Annotated in this window: 14 protein-coding genes; 7 read left to right on the top strand and 7 right to left on the bottom strand. The window is 54.1% G+C overall.

From position 1 onward, the window contains the following. Positions 1-100: 100 nt before the first annotated feature. Complete coding sequence (locus O1723_RS08760; RefSeq protein WP_014884287.1) at positions 101-340, top strand: YobH family protein; 240 nt, start codon at positions 101-103, stop codon at positions 338-340. A 66-nt stretch (positions 341-406) separates the two neighbouring features. Here the strand turns inward: O1723_RS08760 and kdgR are convergent, their stop codons facing one another. Then, a complete protein-coding gene (kdgR, locus tag O1723_RS08755; RefSeq protein WP_014884288.1) occupies positions 407-1,198 on the bottom strand; it encodes a DNA-binding transcriptional regulator KdgR in 792 nt (263 codons plus the stop codon). Positions 1,199-1,376: 178 nt separating this feature from the next. On the opposite strand from kdgR, the gene O1723_RS08750 reads away from it, so the two are divergent. After that, positions 1,377-2,750, top strand: a complete 1,374-nt coding sequence (locus O1723_RS08750) for an MFS transporter (protein WP_014884289.1) — start codon at positions 1,377-1,379, stop codon at positions 2,748-2,750. Between the two features lie 50 nt (positions 2,751-2,800). Here the strand turns inward: O1723_RS08750 and htpX are convergent, their stop codons facing one another. From htpX to O1723_RS08730, 4 genes are all read right to left on the bottom strand, one after another. Continuing rightward, positions 2,801-3,682: a protease HtpX gene (gene htpX / locus O1723_RS08745; RefSeq protein WP_014884290.1), complete on the bottom strand. Its 882-nt coding sequence runs from the start codon at positions 3,680-3,682 to the stop codon at positions 2,801-2,803. Positions 3,683-3,875: 193 nt separating this feature from the next. Next, positions 3,876-5,924 (bottom strand): carboxy terminal-processing peptidase, encoded by a 2,049-nt coding sequence (prc, locus tag O1723_RS08740; protein ID WP_014884291.1) that lies wholly within the window; start codon positions 5,922-5,924, stop codon positions 3,876-3,878. A gap of 19 nt (positions 5,925-5,943) precedes the next feature. Then, positions 5,944-6,630, bottom strand: a complete 687-nt coding sequence (gene proQ / locus O1723_RS08735; RefSeq protein WP_248190969.1) for an RNA chaperone ProQ — start codon at positions 6,628-6,630, stop codon at positions 5,944-5,946. 96 nt (positions 6,631-6,726) lie between these two features. Further along, a complete protein-coding gene (locus O1723_RS08730) occupies positions 6,727-7,224 on the bottom strand; it encodes a GAF domain-containing protein (RefSeq protein ID WP_023337424.1) in 498 nt (165 codons plus the stop codon). Between the two features lie 132 nt (positions 7,225-7,356). Here O1723_RS08730 and yebS point away from each other — a divergent pair, with 132 nt between their 5' ends. From yebS to O1723_RS08710, 4 genes are all read left to right on the top strand, one after another. After that, a complete protein-coding gene (gene yebS, locus O1723_RS08725; protein WP_023337425.1) occupies positions 7,357-8,640 on the top strand; it encodes a membrane integrity lipid transport subunit YebS in 1,284 nt (427 codons plus the stop codon). Further along, positions 8,609-11,242, top strand: a complete 2,634-nt coding sequence (locus tag O1723_RS08720; RefSeq protein ID WP_248190966.1) for a PqiB family protein — start codon at positions 8,609-8,611, stop codon at positions 11,240-11,242. The genes yebS and O1723_RS08720 overlap by 32 nt, the downstream gene beginning before the upstream one ends. A 122-nt stretch (positions 11,243-11,364) precedes the next feature. After that, positions 11,365-12,762: a 16S rRNA (cytosine(1407)-C(5))-methyltransferase RsmF gene (gene rsmF / locus O1723_RS08715; protein WP_023337426.1), complete on the top strand. Its 1,398-nt coding sequence runs from the start codon at positions 11,365-11,367 to the stop codon at positions 12,760-12,762. A gap of 106 nt (positions 12,763-12,868) precedes the next feature. Continuing rightward, positions 12,869-13,108, top strand: a complete 240-nt coding sequence (locus tag O1723_RS08710) for a YebV family protein (RefSeq protein WP_008500472.1) — start codon at positions 12,869-12,871, stop codon at positions 13,106-13,108. 34 nt (positions 13,109-13,142) lie between these two features. On the opposite strand, the gene pphA is transcribed toward O1723_RS08710, so the two are convergent. Beyond that, on the bottom strand, positions 13,143-13,787 hold the full coding sequence (gene pphA, locus O1723_RS08705; RefSeq protein WP_014884297.1) for a protein-serine/threonine phosphatase: 645 nt from the start codon (positions 13,785-13,787) through the stop codon (positions 13,143-13,145). A gap of 167 nt (positions 13,788-13,954) precedes the next feature. On the opposite strand from pphA, the gene O1723_RS08700 reads away from it, so the two are divergent. Continuing rightward, positions 13,955-14,896, top strand: coding sequence for a VirK/YbjX family protein (locus O1723_RS08700; RefSeq protein ID WP_014884298.1), 942 nt, complete (start codon positions 13,955-13,957; stop codon positions 14,894-14,896). A gap of 470 nt (positions 14,897-15,366) precedes the next feature. Here the strand turns inward: O1723_RS08700 and O1723_RS08695 are convergent, their stop codons facing one another. After that, positions 15,367-15,756, bottom strand: a complete 390-nt coding sequence (locus tag O1723_RS08695) for a HumD family translesion DNA polymerase (RefSeq protein WP_411860180.1) — start codon at positions 15,754-15,756, stop codon at positions 15,367-15,369. Positions 15,757-15,821 lie beyond the last annotated feature (65 nt).

Raw genomic sequence — 15,821 nt, 5'->3', positions numbered from 1 at the left:
TAACTGTACCAACATCAGGTCTTTTTCAGAATCCTGCACTTGTTTCATTACGTAAACCGTTTAGGCTAGCATCATGATAACAACGATAAAAGAGGTAACAATGCGCGTAATCATTCGAACGATTATAGTACTGGCGATACTCTGGATTGGACTTTTGTTAACCGGCTACGGTGTGCTTGTGGGAAGCACCGAAAATGCAGCAGGCTTAGGTATTCAGTGTAAGTACGTAACAGCACAAGGCGTAAGCACGGCGCAGTATCTCCATTCTGATAGCGGCATCATTGGTTTAACCAACTGCCCGGTACTGAGAAAGATGTCCGTCGTGGTTGATAATGGCTAACTGGCCTGGTTAACCACTGACGAAAAACGCCGCAGAAGATGCGGCGTTTTTTTATGCTAAAACGCGTTAAAAGGGATAGTCGTGATAGCCCATCTGCTCGGAAATCTTACGCGCGGCAGTGTGCAGAATAGCCACATACTCGTGCAGACGCTCTTCTGAGAAGCGCAGGGTTGGGAAAGAGATACTTAAACCCGCGATCACCACGCCAAAACGGTCAAACACCGGAACGCCGATGCAGCGCAGCCCTTCTTCCTGCTCTTCGTTATCTTCGCCGTATCCTTGTTCACGCACCTTGTCGAGTACCGTTAACAGTTCATCAGTATTGGTAATGGTTCGTTCCGTACTGCGTTTATATTCCACGCCATCAAGGATCTGCTTCACCTCTTCGCGATCGCGCCACGCCAGCAGAACCTTGCCAATTGCCGTGCTATAAAGCGGGTTGCGGCGGCCAATGCGCGAATACATACGCAGGTTGTACATGGAGTCGATTTTATGGATGTAAACAATGCTGTCTTCATCCAGTGCACCCAGGTGGATGGTCTCTTTGGTCAGACGGGAGATCTCACGCATCTGAATGTCCGCGCTGCGGATCAAATCAACGTTTTGCAGCGCCCGGGCCCCCAGTTCGAACAGCTTTAGCGTCAGAGAGTATTTTTCAGACTCTCCTTCCTGCGCTACATAACCCAGTGACTTCATGGTTTGCAAAAAGCGGTAAACGGTGCTTTTCGACATCATCACACGCTGCGACAACTCTGTAATACCAATTTCACGCTCTTCTCCGAGCGCCTGTAAGATGCCAAACACCTTCAGCACGGAAGAAACAGAATCTGGCTGCTTATCCAAATCCGCAATTGCCATTTACCACCTCATAGAGAGTGTTTTATAAAAATCAGAACCGGTTTTTATTATAAATTCCTGTGATGTTACCTGCAATCAATGCGCGTTTGTTTCGTTACAAATCTGCGACATATAACGGCGTTAACAGTGCTAAAATCGTTACCCTGAGAATAATTTCACCCTGAGCTTTTTATCCCCGATGGAAAAGAACCTTTCCGATGGTCTGCCTTTGCCCCTGCGGTATGGCGCCATTGCTACGATTATTATTGGGATCTCAATGGCCGTCCTCGATGGCGCGATTGCGAACGTTGCCCTGCCCACTATCGCCAGCGACCTGCAGGCCTCCCCGGCCAGCTCGATATGGATTGTTAACGCCTATCAGATTGCGATTGTGATTTCCCTGCTCTCCTTCTCTTTCCTCGGCGACATGTTCGGCCACCGTCGGGTCTATCAGTGCGGCCTGGTAGTGTTCACCTTTACCTCGCTGTTATGCGCCCTGTCTGACTCATTGCACACGCTGACGCTGGCGCGCATAGCGCAGGGCTTTGGCGGTGCGGCGCTGATGAGTGTAAATACGGCATTGATCCGCTTGATCTATCCGCAACGCCACCTTGGACGCGGGATGGGGATAAACTCGTTTATTGTCGCGGTTTCCTCCGCCGCCGGACCAACAATTGCAGCAGCCATACTTTCTGTTGCCTCATGGCAATGGCTCTTTGCCATAAACGTGCCGCTGGGTATCGTGGCTATCTTCTTTGCCCTGCGTTTTCTTCCTGCTAACGGCCCCAAAAGTACCATGCCGCGTTTTGACGTCCCCAGCGCAGTGATGAATGCACTGACCTTTGGTCTGCTGATTACAGCCCTGAGCGGCTTTGCTCAGGGGCAATCCATGGCGCTTACCGGCATCGAGCTTATCGCCCTGCTGGTAACAGGATTCTTCTTTGTTCGCCGTCAGCTCGCCCTGCCCGTTCCTTTGCTGCCGGTAGATCTGCTGCGTATCCCCCTCTTTTCGCTCTCCATCTGTACGTCCATTTGCTCGTTCTGCGCTCAGATGCTGGCGCTGGTTTCTCTGCCCTTCTTTCTGCAAAGCGTGGTAGGACGTTCGGAGGTGGAGACCGGGCTGCTGCTAACGCCCTGGCCACTGGCGACGATGGTGATGGCGCCGCTGGCGGGTTACTTAATTGAACGTATCCATGCCGGTTTGTTGGGTGCGGTGGGACTGGCCGTCATGGCAACCGGCCTTTTCGCGCTGGCACTGTTACCGTCATCACCCAGCGATCTGGACATCGTCTGGCGCATGATCCTCTGTGGTGCGGGGTTCGGCCTGTTTCAGTCCCCCAATAATCACACCATCATCACCTCTGCGCCCCGTCACCGCAGTGGCGGCGCCAGCGGGATGTTGGGAACTGCGCGCCTTCTGGGGCAAAGCAGCGGCGCGGCGCTGGTTGCCCTGATGTTTAACCTTGCCGGGCAAAACGGTAACCACGTTGCGCTGCTCACCGCCGGCGCGCTTGCCACCCTCGCGGCCATCGTCAGCGGTCTGCGCGTTACCCAGCCCAGGGTTCAGGCATAAAAAAAGCCGGGCGGAGAATACGCCTGCCCGGCTTATTGTGACGCTTCGCGTTACTTCAGGTATTCCCCACTGCGCAGCGCTTCAATACGTTTATCCAGCGGCGGGTGAGACATAAACAGCTCACTGAGCGACTTTGATTTACCGTTGATGCAGAAGGCCATCATGCTGTTCGCTTCCTGCGGCTCGTAGCTGGTTTTCAGGCGCTGCAGGGCAGCAATCATCTTCTCGCGTCCCACCAGTTTCGCAGAGCCGGCATCCGCGTGGAATTCACGGTGGCGCGAGAACCACATGGTGATAATACTCGCCAGAATACCGAACACCAGTTCCAGCACCATCGACACGGCGAAGTAGATCAGCGGGTTACCGTTGCTCTCTTCACCTTCATCACGGTTGCCACCCATAAAGCCCGCCGCAATCTGCGCCAGGATACGGGAGATAAAGATAACGAAGGTGTTCACCACTCCCTGAATCAGCGTCATGGTCACCATGTCGCCGTTGGCAATATGGCTGATTTCGTGAGCGATGACCGCTTCGGCTTCGTCACGGCTCATGTTTTGCAGCAACCCGGTGCTGACAGCAACCAGCGATGCATCACGACGGGCACCCGTGGCAAACGCGTTAATATCGGGCGCATGGTAAATGGCCACCTGCGGCATGGCGATCCCGGCCTGACGGGATTGCTGAGCCACCGTATTCATCAGCCACTGTTCCATATCGTTACGCGGCTGCTCAATCACCTCACCGCCGACGGATTTCAGCGCCATCCACTTTGACATCAGCAGGGAAATGAACGAGCCACCAAAACCAAACAGCAGCGCCATAATCAACAGACCCTGAACGCTGCTCGACTGAATTCCTGTCAGGCTTAGCACGAGCCCGAAAACCACCATCACCGCCAGGTTGGTGAGCAGGAAGAGCGCGATTCGCATCATAATTTTCTTTTAACCTCAGTTTAACAAAGCGCACTATGCGATTACCCACATCGTATGGGTATTGCGGCTATTTTCAAGCATCCGGAGGGCGTAAGTCACCAGAAAGACACAACTTTACACAATTGGAAATCTGCCTGACGGAAGGATGCGGAACAAAAAGAAACAGGCACAATTTCTTGTGCCTGTTGGGGGATTATTTCGCCGGAGCGGGTTGCTCAGCAGGCTTATCTTTTTCCAGATTCGCCAGGTCGAGGGCGATATGCACCGTCTCGTCCAGGTAAGGATCCGGCTCCTGGTAATCTTTTGGCAGATCGTCCAGTTTCTTGAGCAGAGGCTTACCTTCACGCTTGAAGCGGTCGTTGATACGGGCCAGACGCGTGGCATCGTCTTCGTTGTTCTCTTTCTCACGCTGGGCGTAGTTCAGAGAAACAATATTCCGTTTATCCTTCAGGGCATTGAAACGCGCAATGTCCTTCATGATGTACTGGAATTCCGGATCTTTCGCGATGCGGTCGTTATGCGCTTTCAGCAGCTCAGGGCCAAATTGCGTCATATCACCCGCTTTCACGTAGGTCGCAGCATTGATGCTGTCCCACGGTAACGCGTTATCTTCAAACTTCTCGCCCGTTTCGGTCTCTTCCGTTCCTGTCGGCATCATGATGTCCGGCGTGACACCTTTACGCTGCGTACTGCCGCCGTTGACGCGGTAGAACTTCTGAATGGTGTACTGCACTGAACCCAGCGCAGGCCATTCCGGACGCAGCATCTGATCGTAGATACGGTTCAGCGATCGATACTGCTGAACGGTGCCTTTACCAAAGGTTGGCTCACCCACGATCAGCGCACGGCCGTAGTCCTGCATTGCCGCGGCAAAGATCTCAGACGCGGACGCACTGAAGCGGTCGACCAGCACGACCAGCGGGCCTTTGTAGTAGACCACACCGTCGTTGTCGGCATCTTCACGGACTTTACCGTTGTTATCACGCACCTGAACCACAGGGCCAGACGGGATGAAGAGGCCAGAGAGCGATACCGCTTCTGTCAGCGCACCACCGCCGTTGCTGCGCAGGTCAATGATGACGCTGCTGACGTTCTGTTTCTCAAGTTTCTGCAGCTGAACCTTCACATCGTCGGTCAGCCCTACGTAGAAGCCTGGGATATCCAGGACACCCACCTTCTCTTTACCCACGGTTTTCACCGACATTTTCACCGCGCGGTCTTCCAGACGGATACGCTCACGGGTCAGGGTAACGATACGGGTTTTAGTGCCTTTACCCGCTGGCAGAATTTCCAGACGAACTTTGCTGCCTTTCGGACCTTTAATCAGCGCAACCACGTCGTCAAGACGCCAGCCAATGACATCGACCATGCCTTTACCGGTTTGTCCGACCCCGACAATGCGGTCACCTACGCTGATCGCTTTGCTTTTGGAGGCCGGGCCACCCGCCACCATGGAATTGATCACGGTGTAATCATCGTCCATCTGCAGTACCGCACCGATACCTTCCAGAGACAGGCTCATTTCGGTATTGAACTGTTCGGTGTTGCGAGGGGAGAGATAGTTGGTGTGCGGATCGATTTCGTGCGCAAAGGCCGTCATTGCCAGAGAGAAGACATCCTCACTGTTGGTCTGCGCCAGACGACGAATGGCAAATTTATAACGACGCGTCAGCGTGTCACGGATCTCTTTTTCATCTTTGCCGGTCAGCTTGAGACTCAGTTCGTCGTATTTGACCTTTCCGTCCCACAGCGCATTCAACTCGGCTTCATCTTTCGGCCACGGCGCTTTGCTGCGATCAAGATTAAAATTGTCGTTGCCGGTGAAGTCCATCGGACGTTCGAGCACTTTCAGGGCGTACTGATAGCGTTCAAAGCGGCGCTTTTGCGACAGGTTGTAGAGGTCGTAGAAAAGATCCAGCTTGCCTGACCGCAACTCATCACCCACCTCGGATTTGCGCTTAGCGAACTGCTCGACATCACTGGCGAGCAAAACGTTATGGCTGTAATCCAGCAAGTTCAGATAGCGGTCAAAGATTTTGGCCGAAAAGGCCTGATCGAGATCGAACTGACGATAGTGCGAGCGGGTGAAACGAGACGTCACGCGCTCGCTCACCGTCGCGTGCTGCGTCTCTTCCTTGAGTACCGGAATTTGATCAACACGCGTGATATCGTCCACTGCGAAAGCATGGCCTGTTATAGCAAACAGACCCGCCAGCGCGGTGAGCTTAAAAAAAGTGTTCATGCCAGGCTTGGCCTCCGTTTCAGAACAACAAGTGTTCTGCGCGTACAATCATTGACATACCAGAAGTCAGCTGTACACGAACGCCATCTTTGGTGATTTCCAGTACGGTGGCGTCCATAGCATTGTTGCCCGCTTTGACCTTCAGCGCCTGACCCACGCTCAGCGAGTTGATGTCAGAAACCGGGGTATGGCGCGGCTCTTCACGAGGCGCACGTGGGGCTTTTGCTGCTGGTTTGTCTGCACGCGGTTTGCGATCGTTATTATCGTGACGACGCGGCGCAGGGCGCGGTTTACGCTCACGACGAGGCGCTTCTTCCTGGCCGTTTGCCGCTGCGGCTTCGCGTTTTTTCGCTTGCTGTTCTGCACGTTGTGCCTGAACGCGTGCTTTGGCTTCTTCAAGCTGCTTGCGTGCGTGTTCAACGTGCTGCTCGTCCAGCTCACCACAAGGGTTGCCGTCGAGATCCACGCGAGTCGCGCCCGGTTTGATACCGTACAGGTAACGCCAGCTCGAAGTATAAAGACGTAAGGCAGAACGCAACTGAGTTTTGCTGAGGTTCATTTCCCCCTCAACGCGCGCTACCAGATCCTGAAAAATACCGACTTTCAGGGGACGAGCTTCACCTTCCGCGCTGAAGCACTGCGGGAAACGCTCGGCCAGAAATGCGATAACTTCTTTACTGCTATTCAACTTAGGTTGATTTTCCATGAAATTTCCTGATTACAACGGACGTTGCCAACAAGCGCAGGCATGAACAGGCGTCATTATAATGACGCTATCAGTAAATGCTACGTTATCCGTTGATTATCCTGCGACGCTCGCAAAGAATTTTTGATAATCGGTGCCGGCAAGGACGTTTTCCAGATTCGCCACCAGCTCGCGCAGCCCTTGCTCGTCCTCGGTTGTGAAGCGACTGAAGACGGAGCTGTCGATATCCAAAACGCCAATAATCTGATTTCTTACCACCAGCGGCAGTACGATCTCAGAATTACTGGCGGCATCACAGGCGATATGCCCGTCAAACGCATGAACATCTTCCACACGCTGTACCTGATTCTCGGCCACCGCAGTACCGCATACACCGCGCCCGACCGGAATACGCACGCAAGCCAGTTTGCCCTGGAACGGGCCAAGTACCAGCGTGTCACCTTCCAGGAGGTAAAAGCCAGCCCAGTTCACGTCAGAGAGACGTTCGAACAACAATGCGCTAGTATTTGCCAGAGTGGCTAAGAAGCTGGTCTCACCCGCCATCAATGCCTTAAAATCGCGGTTCAGATCCGCGTAGAATTCTGTTTTGTTCATTATTCAATCACTTAGTTGTCTTACAAAATTACCGCATAGCCTATTAAAATAAGCATTAAATGCGCTCATGCTCAAGATGAATCCGTTCATGAGTTAATATAACGTTCAACAATACTTATTTGTGCGCAGCTGATGGCCTTAAAAACAACCAAAATTACGCCGACAAAAAAGATAACGGTCCATACGGTAAGAGACGCTTTGCCTCGTGCACATTATCAGCGTTGCCCCCAGTGCGATACGCTTTTTATGTTGCCGAAGATGAAATCGCACCAAAGTGCCTTTTGCCCCCGATGTGACGCGAAAATTCGTGACGGCCGAGACTGGTCGTTAACCCGTCTGGCCGCCATGGCCGTCACCATGCTGCTGCTGATGCCCTTCGCCTGGACCGAGCCCCTGCTGAAGCTCTACCTGCTTGGCGTACGCATTGATGCCAACGTGCTGCAGGGGATCTGGCAGATGACCCGCCAGGGCGATCCGATTACCGCTGCCATGGTGCTGTTTTGCACCGTTGGCGCGCCACTGGTGCTGGTTGCAGCCATTGCCTATCTGTGGTTTGGCAACATCCTGGGGATGAATCTTCGCCCGGTGCTGCTGATGCTGGATAAACTCAAAGAGTGGGTGATGCTGGATATCTATCTTGTCGGTGTGGGTGTGGCATCAATTAAAGTGCAGGATTATGCTTTTCTGCAGCCGGGCGTCGGGCTTTTTGCCTTTATCTGCCTGGTGCTGCTCAGCATCCTGACGCTGATCCACCTGAACGTTGAGCAACTCTGGGAGCGTTTTTACCCTCAGCGCCCTGCCACCCGTCCGGATGAGAATCTCCGCGTCTGTCTGGGATGCCATTACACCGGGTTGCCCGATCCCCGGGGGCGCTGTCCGCGCTGCCACATACCCTTGCTGCATCGACGCAATAACAGTCTGCAAAAATGCTGGGCGGCGCTGATTGCCTCCCTGGTGTTCTTGATCCCCGCCAATATGCTGCCGATTTCCATCATTTACGTGAATGGTGCCCGTCAGGAGGATACAATCCTCTCCGGCATTATCTCCCTGGCACACAGCAACGTTGGGGTGGCGGCCATCGTCTTTATCGCCAGTATCCTGGTTCCTTTTACCAAAGTCGTGGTGATGTTCACCCTGCTCATCAGCATTCACTTTAAGTGTGAACAAGGATTACGAACCCGAATACTGCTTCTGCGATTTGTCACCTGGATTGGCCGCTGGTCCATGTTGGATCTGTTTGTGATTTCGCTGATGATGTCGCTAATAAATCGCGACCAGTTACTTGCTTTTACTATGGGACCCGCAGCTTTTTATTTCGGCTCTGCGGTGATATTGACTATTCTTGCTGTGGAATGGCTGGATAGCCGCTTACTTTGGGATGCACATGAGTCAGGAAACCCCCGCTTCGCCGACTGAAGCGAGAATTAAAACTAAACGCCGCATTTCGCCATTCTGGTTGCTGCCTGTCATCGCCCTGATGATTGCAGGCTGGCTTATCTGGACGAGCTATGAAGATCGCGGAAGTACCGTCACCATTGATTTCCAGACCGCCGACGGCATCGTCGCCGGACGAACCCCCGTTCGTTTTCAGGGGGTTGAAGTCGGTACGGTTCAGGACATCTCACTCGGAAAAGGGCTGAACAAAATTCAGGTGCGGGTCAGCATTAAATCGGACATGCAGGACGCGCTGCGCAGCGAAACGCAGTTCTGGCTGGTCACGCCGAAGGCGTCTCTGGCGGGTGTCTCGGGGCTGGATGCGCTGGTTGGTGGTAACTACATCGGTATGATGCCAGGCAAAGGCGAACCGCAGGATCACTTTGTCGCGCTGGATACGCAGCCAAAATACCGTCTCAATAACGGCGATCTGATGATCCATCTGCAGGCGCCGGATCTCGGCTCACTGAACAGTGGCTCGCTGGTCTATTTCCGAAAAATTCCGGTGGGTCGCGTTTACGATTACGCCATCAATCCGAACAAACAGGGCGTGACCATCGATGTGCTGATCGAACGCCGATTCACCAACCTGGTGAAAAAAGGCAGCCGCTTCTGGAACGTGTCTGGCGTAGATGCCGACCTCAGCCTGAGCGGTGCTAAAGTGAAGCTGGAGAGCCTGGCCGCGCTGGTAAACGGGGCGATTGCCTTTGACTCCCCGGAGAACTCCAGCCCTGCTGCTGCCGATGATACGTTCGGGTTGTACGCTGATCTGGCGCACAGCCAGCGAGGGGTGATCGTCAAACTTGTTCTGCCCGATGCGAAAGGTCTGAAAGCCGGATCAACACCGCTGATGTATCAGGGTCTGCAGGTAGGTCAGCTCACCAAAATGACGCTCAACCCTGGCGGCTCGGTGACGGGCGAAATGACCGTCGACCCCAGCGTGGTCGATCTCCTGCGCGAGAAAACGCGTATCGAGATGCGCAGTCCGAAGCTCTCTCTTAACGATGCCAGTCTCAGCACTTTGCTGACCGGCAACACGTTTGAACTGATCCCCGGTGAAGGAAAGCCAAGCAACAACTTCGTGATCGCCCCGGCGGATAAAGCCCTGCTGCAAAAACCGGGCGTTGTGACGGTTACGCTAAACGCACCCGAAAGTTATGGTATTGAAGCCGGTCAGCCGCTGATCCTCCACGGTGTCCAGGTGGGTCAGGTTCTGGAGCGAACGCTTTCCGAAAACGGCGTGAGCTTCTCGGTAGCGATCGATCCGCAATACAGCAACCTCGTCCATGGCGACAGTAAATTCGTGGTGAACAGCCGCGTCGATGTGAAGGTAGGCCTGGACGGCGTAGAGTTCCTTGGTGCCAGTGCCAGCGAATGGGTTAACGGCGGCATTCGCATTTTGCCGGGCGATAAAGGCCCCATCCGCGAAAATTACCCGCTGTATGCCAACCTGGACAAAGCGATTGAAAACAGCCTGAGCGATCTGCCGACGACCACGCTGACCTTGAGCGCCGAGACGCTACCGGACGTCCAGGCAGGTTCTGTTGTGCTGTATCGCAAGTTTGAAGTCGGGGAAGTGATCGCCGTTCGCCCGCGTGCGGACGCGTTTGATATCGAACTGCATATCAAGCCGGAGTATCGCAAGCTGCTGACGCCAAACAGCGTCTTCTGGGCCGAAGGCGGCGGGAAAGTTCAGCTTAACGGTAACGGGCTGACCGTGCAGGCCTCCCCGCTCTCACGCGCGCTGCGCGGCGCCATTAGCTTCGATAACCTCAGCGGTGCAGGCGCAAACCTGCGTAAGGGCGATAAGCGTATTCTCTTCCCGTCCGAAACCGCCGCGCGTGCCGTGGGTGGGCAGATTACCCTGCATGCGTTTGATGCCGGTAAGCTGGCGGAAGGCATGCCGATTCGCTACCTGGGCATTGATATCGGCCAGATCCAGAAGCTGACGCTGATCACCTCCCGCAACGAGGTACAGGCCACCGCGGTGCTCTACCCGGAATATGTGCAGACCTTCGCCCGCACCGGTTCCCGCTTCTCGGTGGTGACGCCGCAGATTTCGGCCGCAGGCGTTGAACATCTCGACACTATTCTGCAGCCCTATATCAACGTCGAACCCGGCCAGGGAAATGCACGGCGTGATTTCGAACTGCAGGAAGCCACCATCACCGATTCGCGCTACCTCGGTGGCCTGAGCATTGTGGTGGAAGTCCCGGAAGCAGGCTCACTAGGCATCGGCACGCCGGTTCTGTTCCGCGGTATTGAGGTGGGTACGGTAACGGGTCTGACGCTTGGAACGCTCTCCGATCGTGTGATGGTGGCGTTACGTATCAGCGACCGTTACCAGCACCTGGTACGAAATAACTCGGTATTCTGGCTGGCATCTGGCTACTCGCTGGACTTCGGCCTGACGGGGGGCGTGGTGAAAACCGGTACCTTCAACCAGTTCATCCGTGGCGGTATTGCGTTTGCCACCCCGCCGGGCACGCCACTGGCGCCAAAAGCGCAGTCGGGGAAACACTTCCTGCTGCTCGAAAGCGAACCGAAAGAATGGCGTGAATGGGGAACGGCCCTGCCGCGTTAATCTGAAAGGCTCCGGTGTCAACGCGCCGGAGCCTTTATGTTACACTGCGCACCTGAACTTTTCCCTGTGGTGTGCACGTGGCTCAAAACTCCGTATTTCTTCCTGAACAATTCCTTGCGCAAATGCGCGAGGCGCTTCCCTCTCACCTGTCGTTAGATGATTTTATCGCCGCCTGCCAGCGTCCGTTACGCCGGAGCATTCGCGTCAACACGCTGAAAATCAGCGTCGATGATTTTCTGACGCTGGTTTCCCCCTACAACTGGCAGCTTATGCCGGTGCCCTGGTGTGCAGAGGGGTTTTGGATCGAGCGCGATGACGAAGATGCCGTGCCGCTGGGAAGTACCGCAGAACATCTGAGCGGTCTGTTTTATATTCAGGAAGCCAGTTCGATGCTGCCGGTTGCCGCCCTGTTCGCAGAAGGCAACACACCTGAACGCGTGATGGACGTTGCCGCCGCGCCCGGCTCGAAAACCACACAAATTGCCGCCCGGATGGGTAATCACGGGGCGATTCTTGCCAACGAATTTTCCGCCAGCCGCGTGAAAGTCTTGCATGCCAACATCAGCCGCTGCGGTATCCAGAATGTCGCCCTGACGCATTTTGACGGACGCGTGTTTGGCGCCGCCTTGCCGGAAGCGTTCGATGCCATTCTGCTCGACGCCCCCTGCTCCGGCGAGGGGGTGGTGCGTAAAGATCCCGATGCGTTAAAGAACTGGTCTGTGGAAAGCAATCTTGAGATCGCTGCCACGCAGCGCGAACTGATCGACAGCGCCTTTCACGCCCTGCGCCCCGGCGGCACGCTGGTGTACTCCACCTGTACCCTCAACCGCGATGAAAACGAAGACGTCTGTCTGTGGTTGAAAGCGCAATACCCGGATGCCGTTGAGTTCCTGCCACTTAACGATCTGTTTGCCACGGCAGATGAGGCCGCCACGCCGGAAGGTTTCCTGCACGTGTTCCCACAGATTTACGACTGCGAAGGGTTCTTTGTGGCTCGTCTGCGCAAAACTCAGGCGGTGGCTCCCCTGCCAGCCCCGAAATTTAAGGTCGGCAATTTCCCGTTCGCCCCGCTGAAAGGCCGCGATGCTGTGCAACTTAAAGCCGCCGCCAATAAGGTTGGGCTGATCTGGGATGAGAATCTGCACCTCTGGATGCGTGATAAAGAGATATGGCTGTTCCCGGCACCCATTGAGCCGCTTATTGGTAAAGTCCGTTTTTCACGTATCGGGATCCGCCTGGCGGAAGTGCATAATAAAGGGTACCGCTGGCAGCACGAAGCGGTCATCGCCCTGGCGGACAGCGATAACACGTTTGAACTGACGCATCAGGAAGCCGAAGAGTGGTATCGTGGTCGCGACGTTTACCCGGAAACTACCCCGTCTCAGGATGAGGTTATTGTGACGTATCAGGGCTTCCCGTTGGGTCTGGCGAAAAAGGTCGGCTCGCGGCTGAAAAATAGTTATCCGCGGGAGTTGGTCCGCGATGGCCGGTTGTTTACGGGTAACAGTCCCACCGACTAAAAAAAAGCGCATTTTTTTACTGGCGATTTTGCTCTCCTTGTCTACGATCAAAAATGGATGCCCATACTGGTCATACCAGATTCTGAAAACCGACCCGGAGAGCACTATGACGAAAACCAGCGTGCGTATTGGCGCTTTTGAGATCGACGACGCAGAGCTGCGCGGCGAAGCACAAGGCGATCGAACGTTAAGTATTCCCTGCAAGTCCGACCCGGATTTGTGCATGCAACTCGACGCATGGGATGCGGATACCAGCGTCCCGGCGATACTTGATGGCGAACACTCTGTTCTTTACCGTGAGCATTACGATAGCAAAACCGATGCCTGGGTCATGCGCCTTGCCTGACCTAAAGAGAACCCGCCCGAAGGCGGGTTATTTATTACTGTAGCTGTGCCAGCGTGAAGTAACCGTCGAACACCGCTCCGGTATCAATATAGTGCAGGTTATCAAAATCATACCGCCTGTCGACGGGCGTATGCCCGAACCAGAAATGATCCGCACCGCTAATCCCCTGCCCTTTGCCCACCATAAAGCCCATCAACCTGTCGCGATCCCACAGCACGCGCTGGGCGCTCACCGGTTTTTGCCAGCGGTATTCCGCGGCGGGGTAATCTGCGTGCGCAATAACATTGAGACCGTTTGCACAGGTTATCTCGATAATATGCGGCAATTCGCGGCAGGCGTTTAGTAACGTGCGCGCCAGCGCCTGCTGCTCGCGATCAAGGCGCGTAAACCACACTCCACCATTCATCGCCCACAGCGCAGAATCATTATTGTCCAGACTATCCATTGCCATTTGCTCATGGTTACCCCGCACGGCTCTGAACCATTTCTCATTGATGAGCTGCAGTGTTTTTACGCTGTCAGGACCGCGATCGATCAAATCGCCAACGGAAATAAGCAAATCCTCATACGGATTAAAATGGCGGCGTTTCAGTTCGTCCATAAGCCACTGATAACAGCCATGTATATCGCTGACAACCCAGACGTGACGCCACATCCCACCCTCTATTCGCTGATACATAAGGCCTCCTTTAAACAGTATAGCCGCCGTATAAAATGCAAAAGACGGGAGCGGTCCTTACAAAGTCAAACAAACGGTAAACCAACCAGAAATAAAGATCCTCACGCTATTAATCCCTTATTCCTGGCTCCTTAGAATAGAGGCAGAAAAAAACGAGGGATCTTCACGTGTCTAATACACACCTGCATAACGATGTGTTCTACCCACATCGCACAAATATTATTTCCGAGCTGGTGAACGGCGAACGTGTCCCGGGACCCATCTGGCGAAAACGCGATTATCGGCTGAAGTTCCTTTTACGTTCGCTTCTGTTCTGGTCTTCCACCCGTCGCATGCTGGAAGCCCTTTCAGGGCGTGACGATTTCGACAAACTGCTCGCCGCTCAAATTACATTGCCCAGCAAGACCCATCGGCAGTATCTGATGCGTGGCCTGACCGCGAACGATCGCGCCGACGCTATCGTTAACCATTATTACTGGATCGATAGCCTGAAAGAGCGCGCCCTCGCCCAGGCGCTGACCAGCCCGCAGGAACAAACCGTTGTTCAGTTCCATGCAAAAGAGGGCGTGATCTATACGGTTAATGCATCCTCTGCCGGGAAAGCCGAGCGCGAAGGTGAGAGCACGCTGTGGCTGCGCGATAACGAGGATACGCTGCTTGCCAGCCTGACCTTTAGCGTAGCCCGCAGCAACGGACAACGCGTAATAGTGATTGGCGGGCTTCAGGGCCCCCGCCGCTGCGTGTCGCGGGACGTCATTAAACAATCCACCCGCGCCTGTCACGGCCTGTTTCCTAAACGCGTGCTGATGGAAGTTCTTTTCCAGCTGGCCTTACAGTCATCTGTTAAGGCGATTTTTGCCGTCAGCGACGAGGGACACGTTTTCCGCGCATTGCGCTATCGCCTCAGCAAAGGCCGCCATTTCCACGCCAGCTATGACGAATTCTGGGATTCTCTGGGCGGTAAAAAGGTCTCCGGCTTCTGCTGGCAACTCCCGCTGCAGATGGAACGCAAATCTCTCGACGAGATCGCGAGCAAGAAGCGTGCGGAATACCGCCGTCGTTTTGAATTGCTTGATGAAATTGAGGCGTCGGTAAAATCCCGCTTTTAAGCACGGCGCTGACTTTCCTTAATTGCTCACAAAAATTTAACAAAACAGGCAAAAAGGGCTGGACTTCCGCCTGCGGTGTTGTGATATGTTTTACGAAGTCGCACAGGATGCATCCGCTGTATAAAGATGATAAAAGACCTAACGTATTGTCTTTCATACAGATAAAAAGAGACCGAATACGATTCCTGTTTCCGTCACAACCAGCCTTTTTTGATTTAATTCAAACGCTTACGCTTCAGAAACCCGTTAAATTCGGGTTTCAATGCTTACCAATACATCCATTCAAGATCAAACCGTTGCCATCTTTTTCGTGTGGTCGACGAGTGAACTTCGGGATCGCTTCGATCCGAAATCTCCCAAACTTTGCGTAGCTCCTTCCAGTTTCGCAACTTGCCGCTTTACGCCTTCCCATACCATCAGCATAATCCCCACCGATCCGTTTGTAAGACTTATCAGGTGCTCACTTATTCTTACATCACAGGACAATCATCAAACTCACCAGAAAGAGCATCGTTGATGCAGTACGTGATCACCCCAAACACCGGCCGCGATGTATCCGACACATCGTCTTTCATCGGTAACGGCTCCCTCCTTCCATTTTCTGGGTTTTCCAGGCAGGGATGCGGTAGCGTCCTGTAGCGCATAATCCTGAACTCACCATCAAAAGCACAGACAAGCAGAGAACCATCCTTCGGCGTCAGCGACGAATCGACGATAAGCATAGCGCCCTTCATGATCCCGGCGCGCAGATATGTCGTGCCGGCTACCATCATGTACGTGGCTGCGGGATGAGCGATAAGACGCTTATCGAGTGATATGCGCTCTTCAACGTAGTCTGCTGCAGGACTCGGGAACCCCATAATGCACCTCCGATAAATACTGTATGAACATACAGTATAATTAATCATTGGGGGTGATCAATGGT

This window comes from Enterobacter cloacae complex sp. HYC080_NIDB (genome assembly GCF_056673325.1).
Note: the sequence above shows the minus strand (reverse complement) of the source record. Positions and strands in the feature narration are given on the sequence as shown.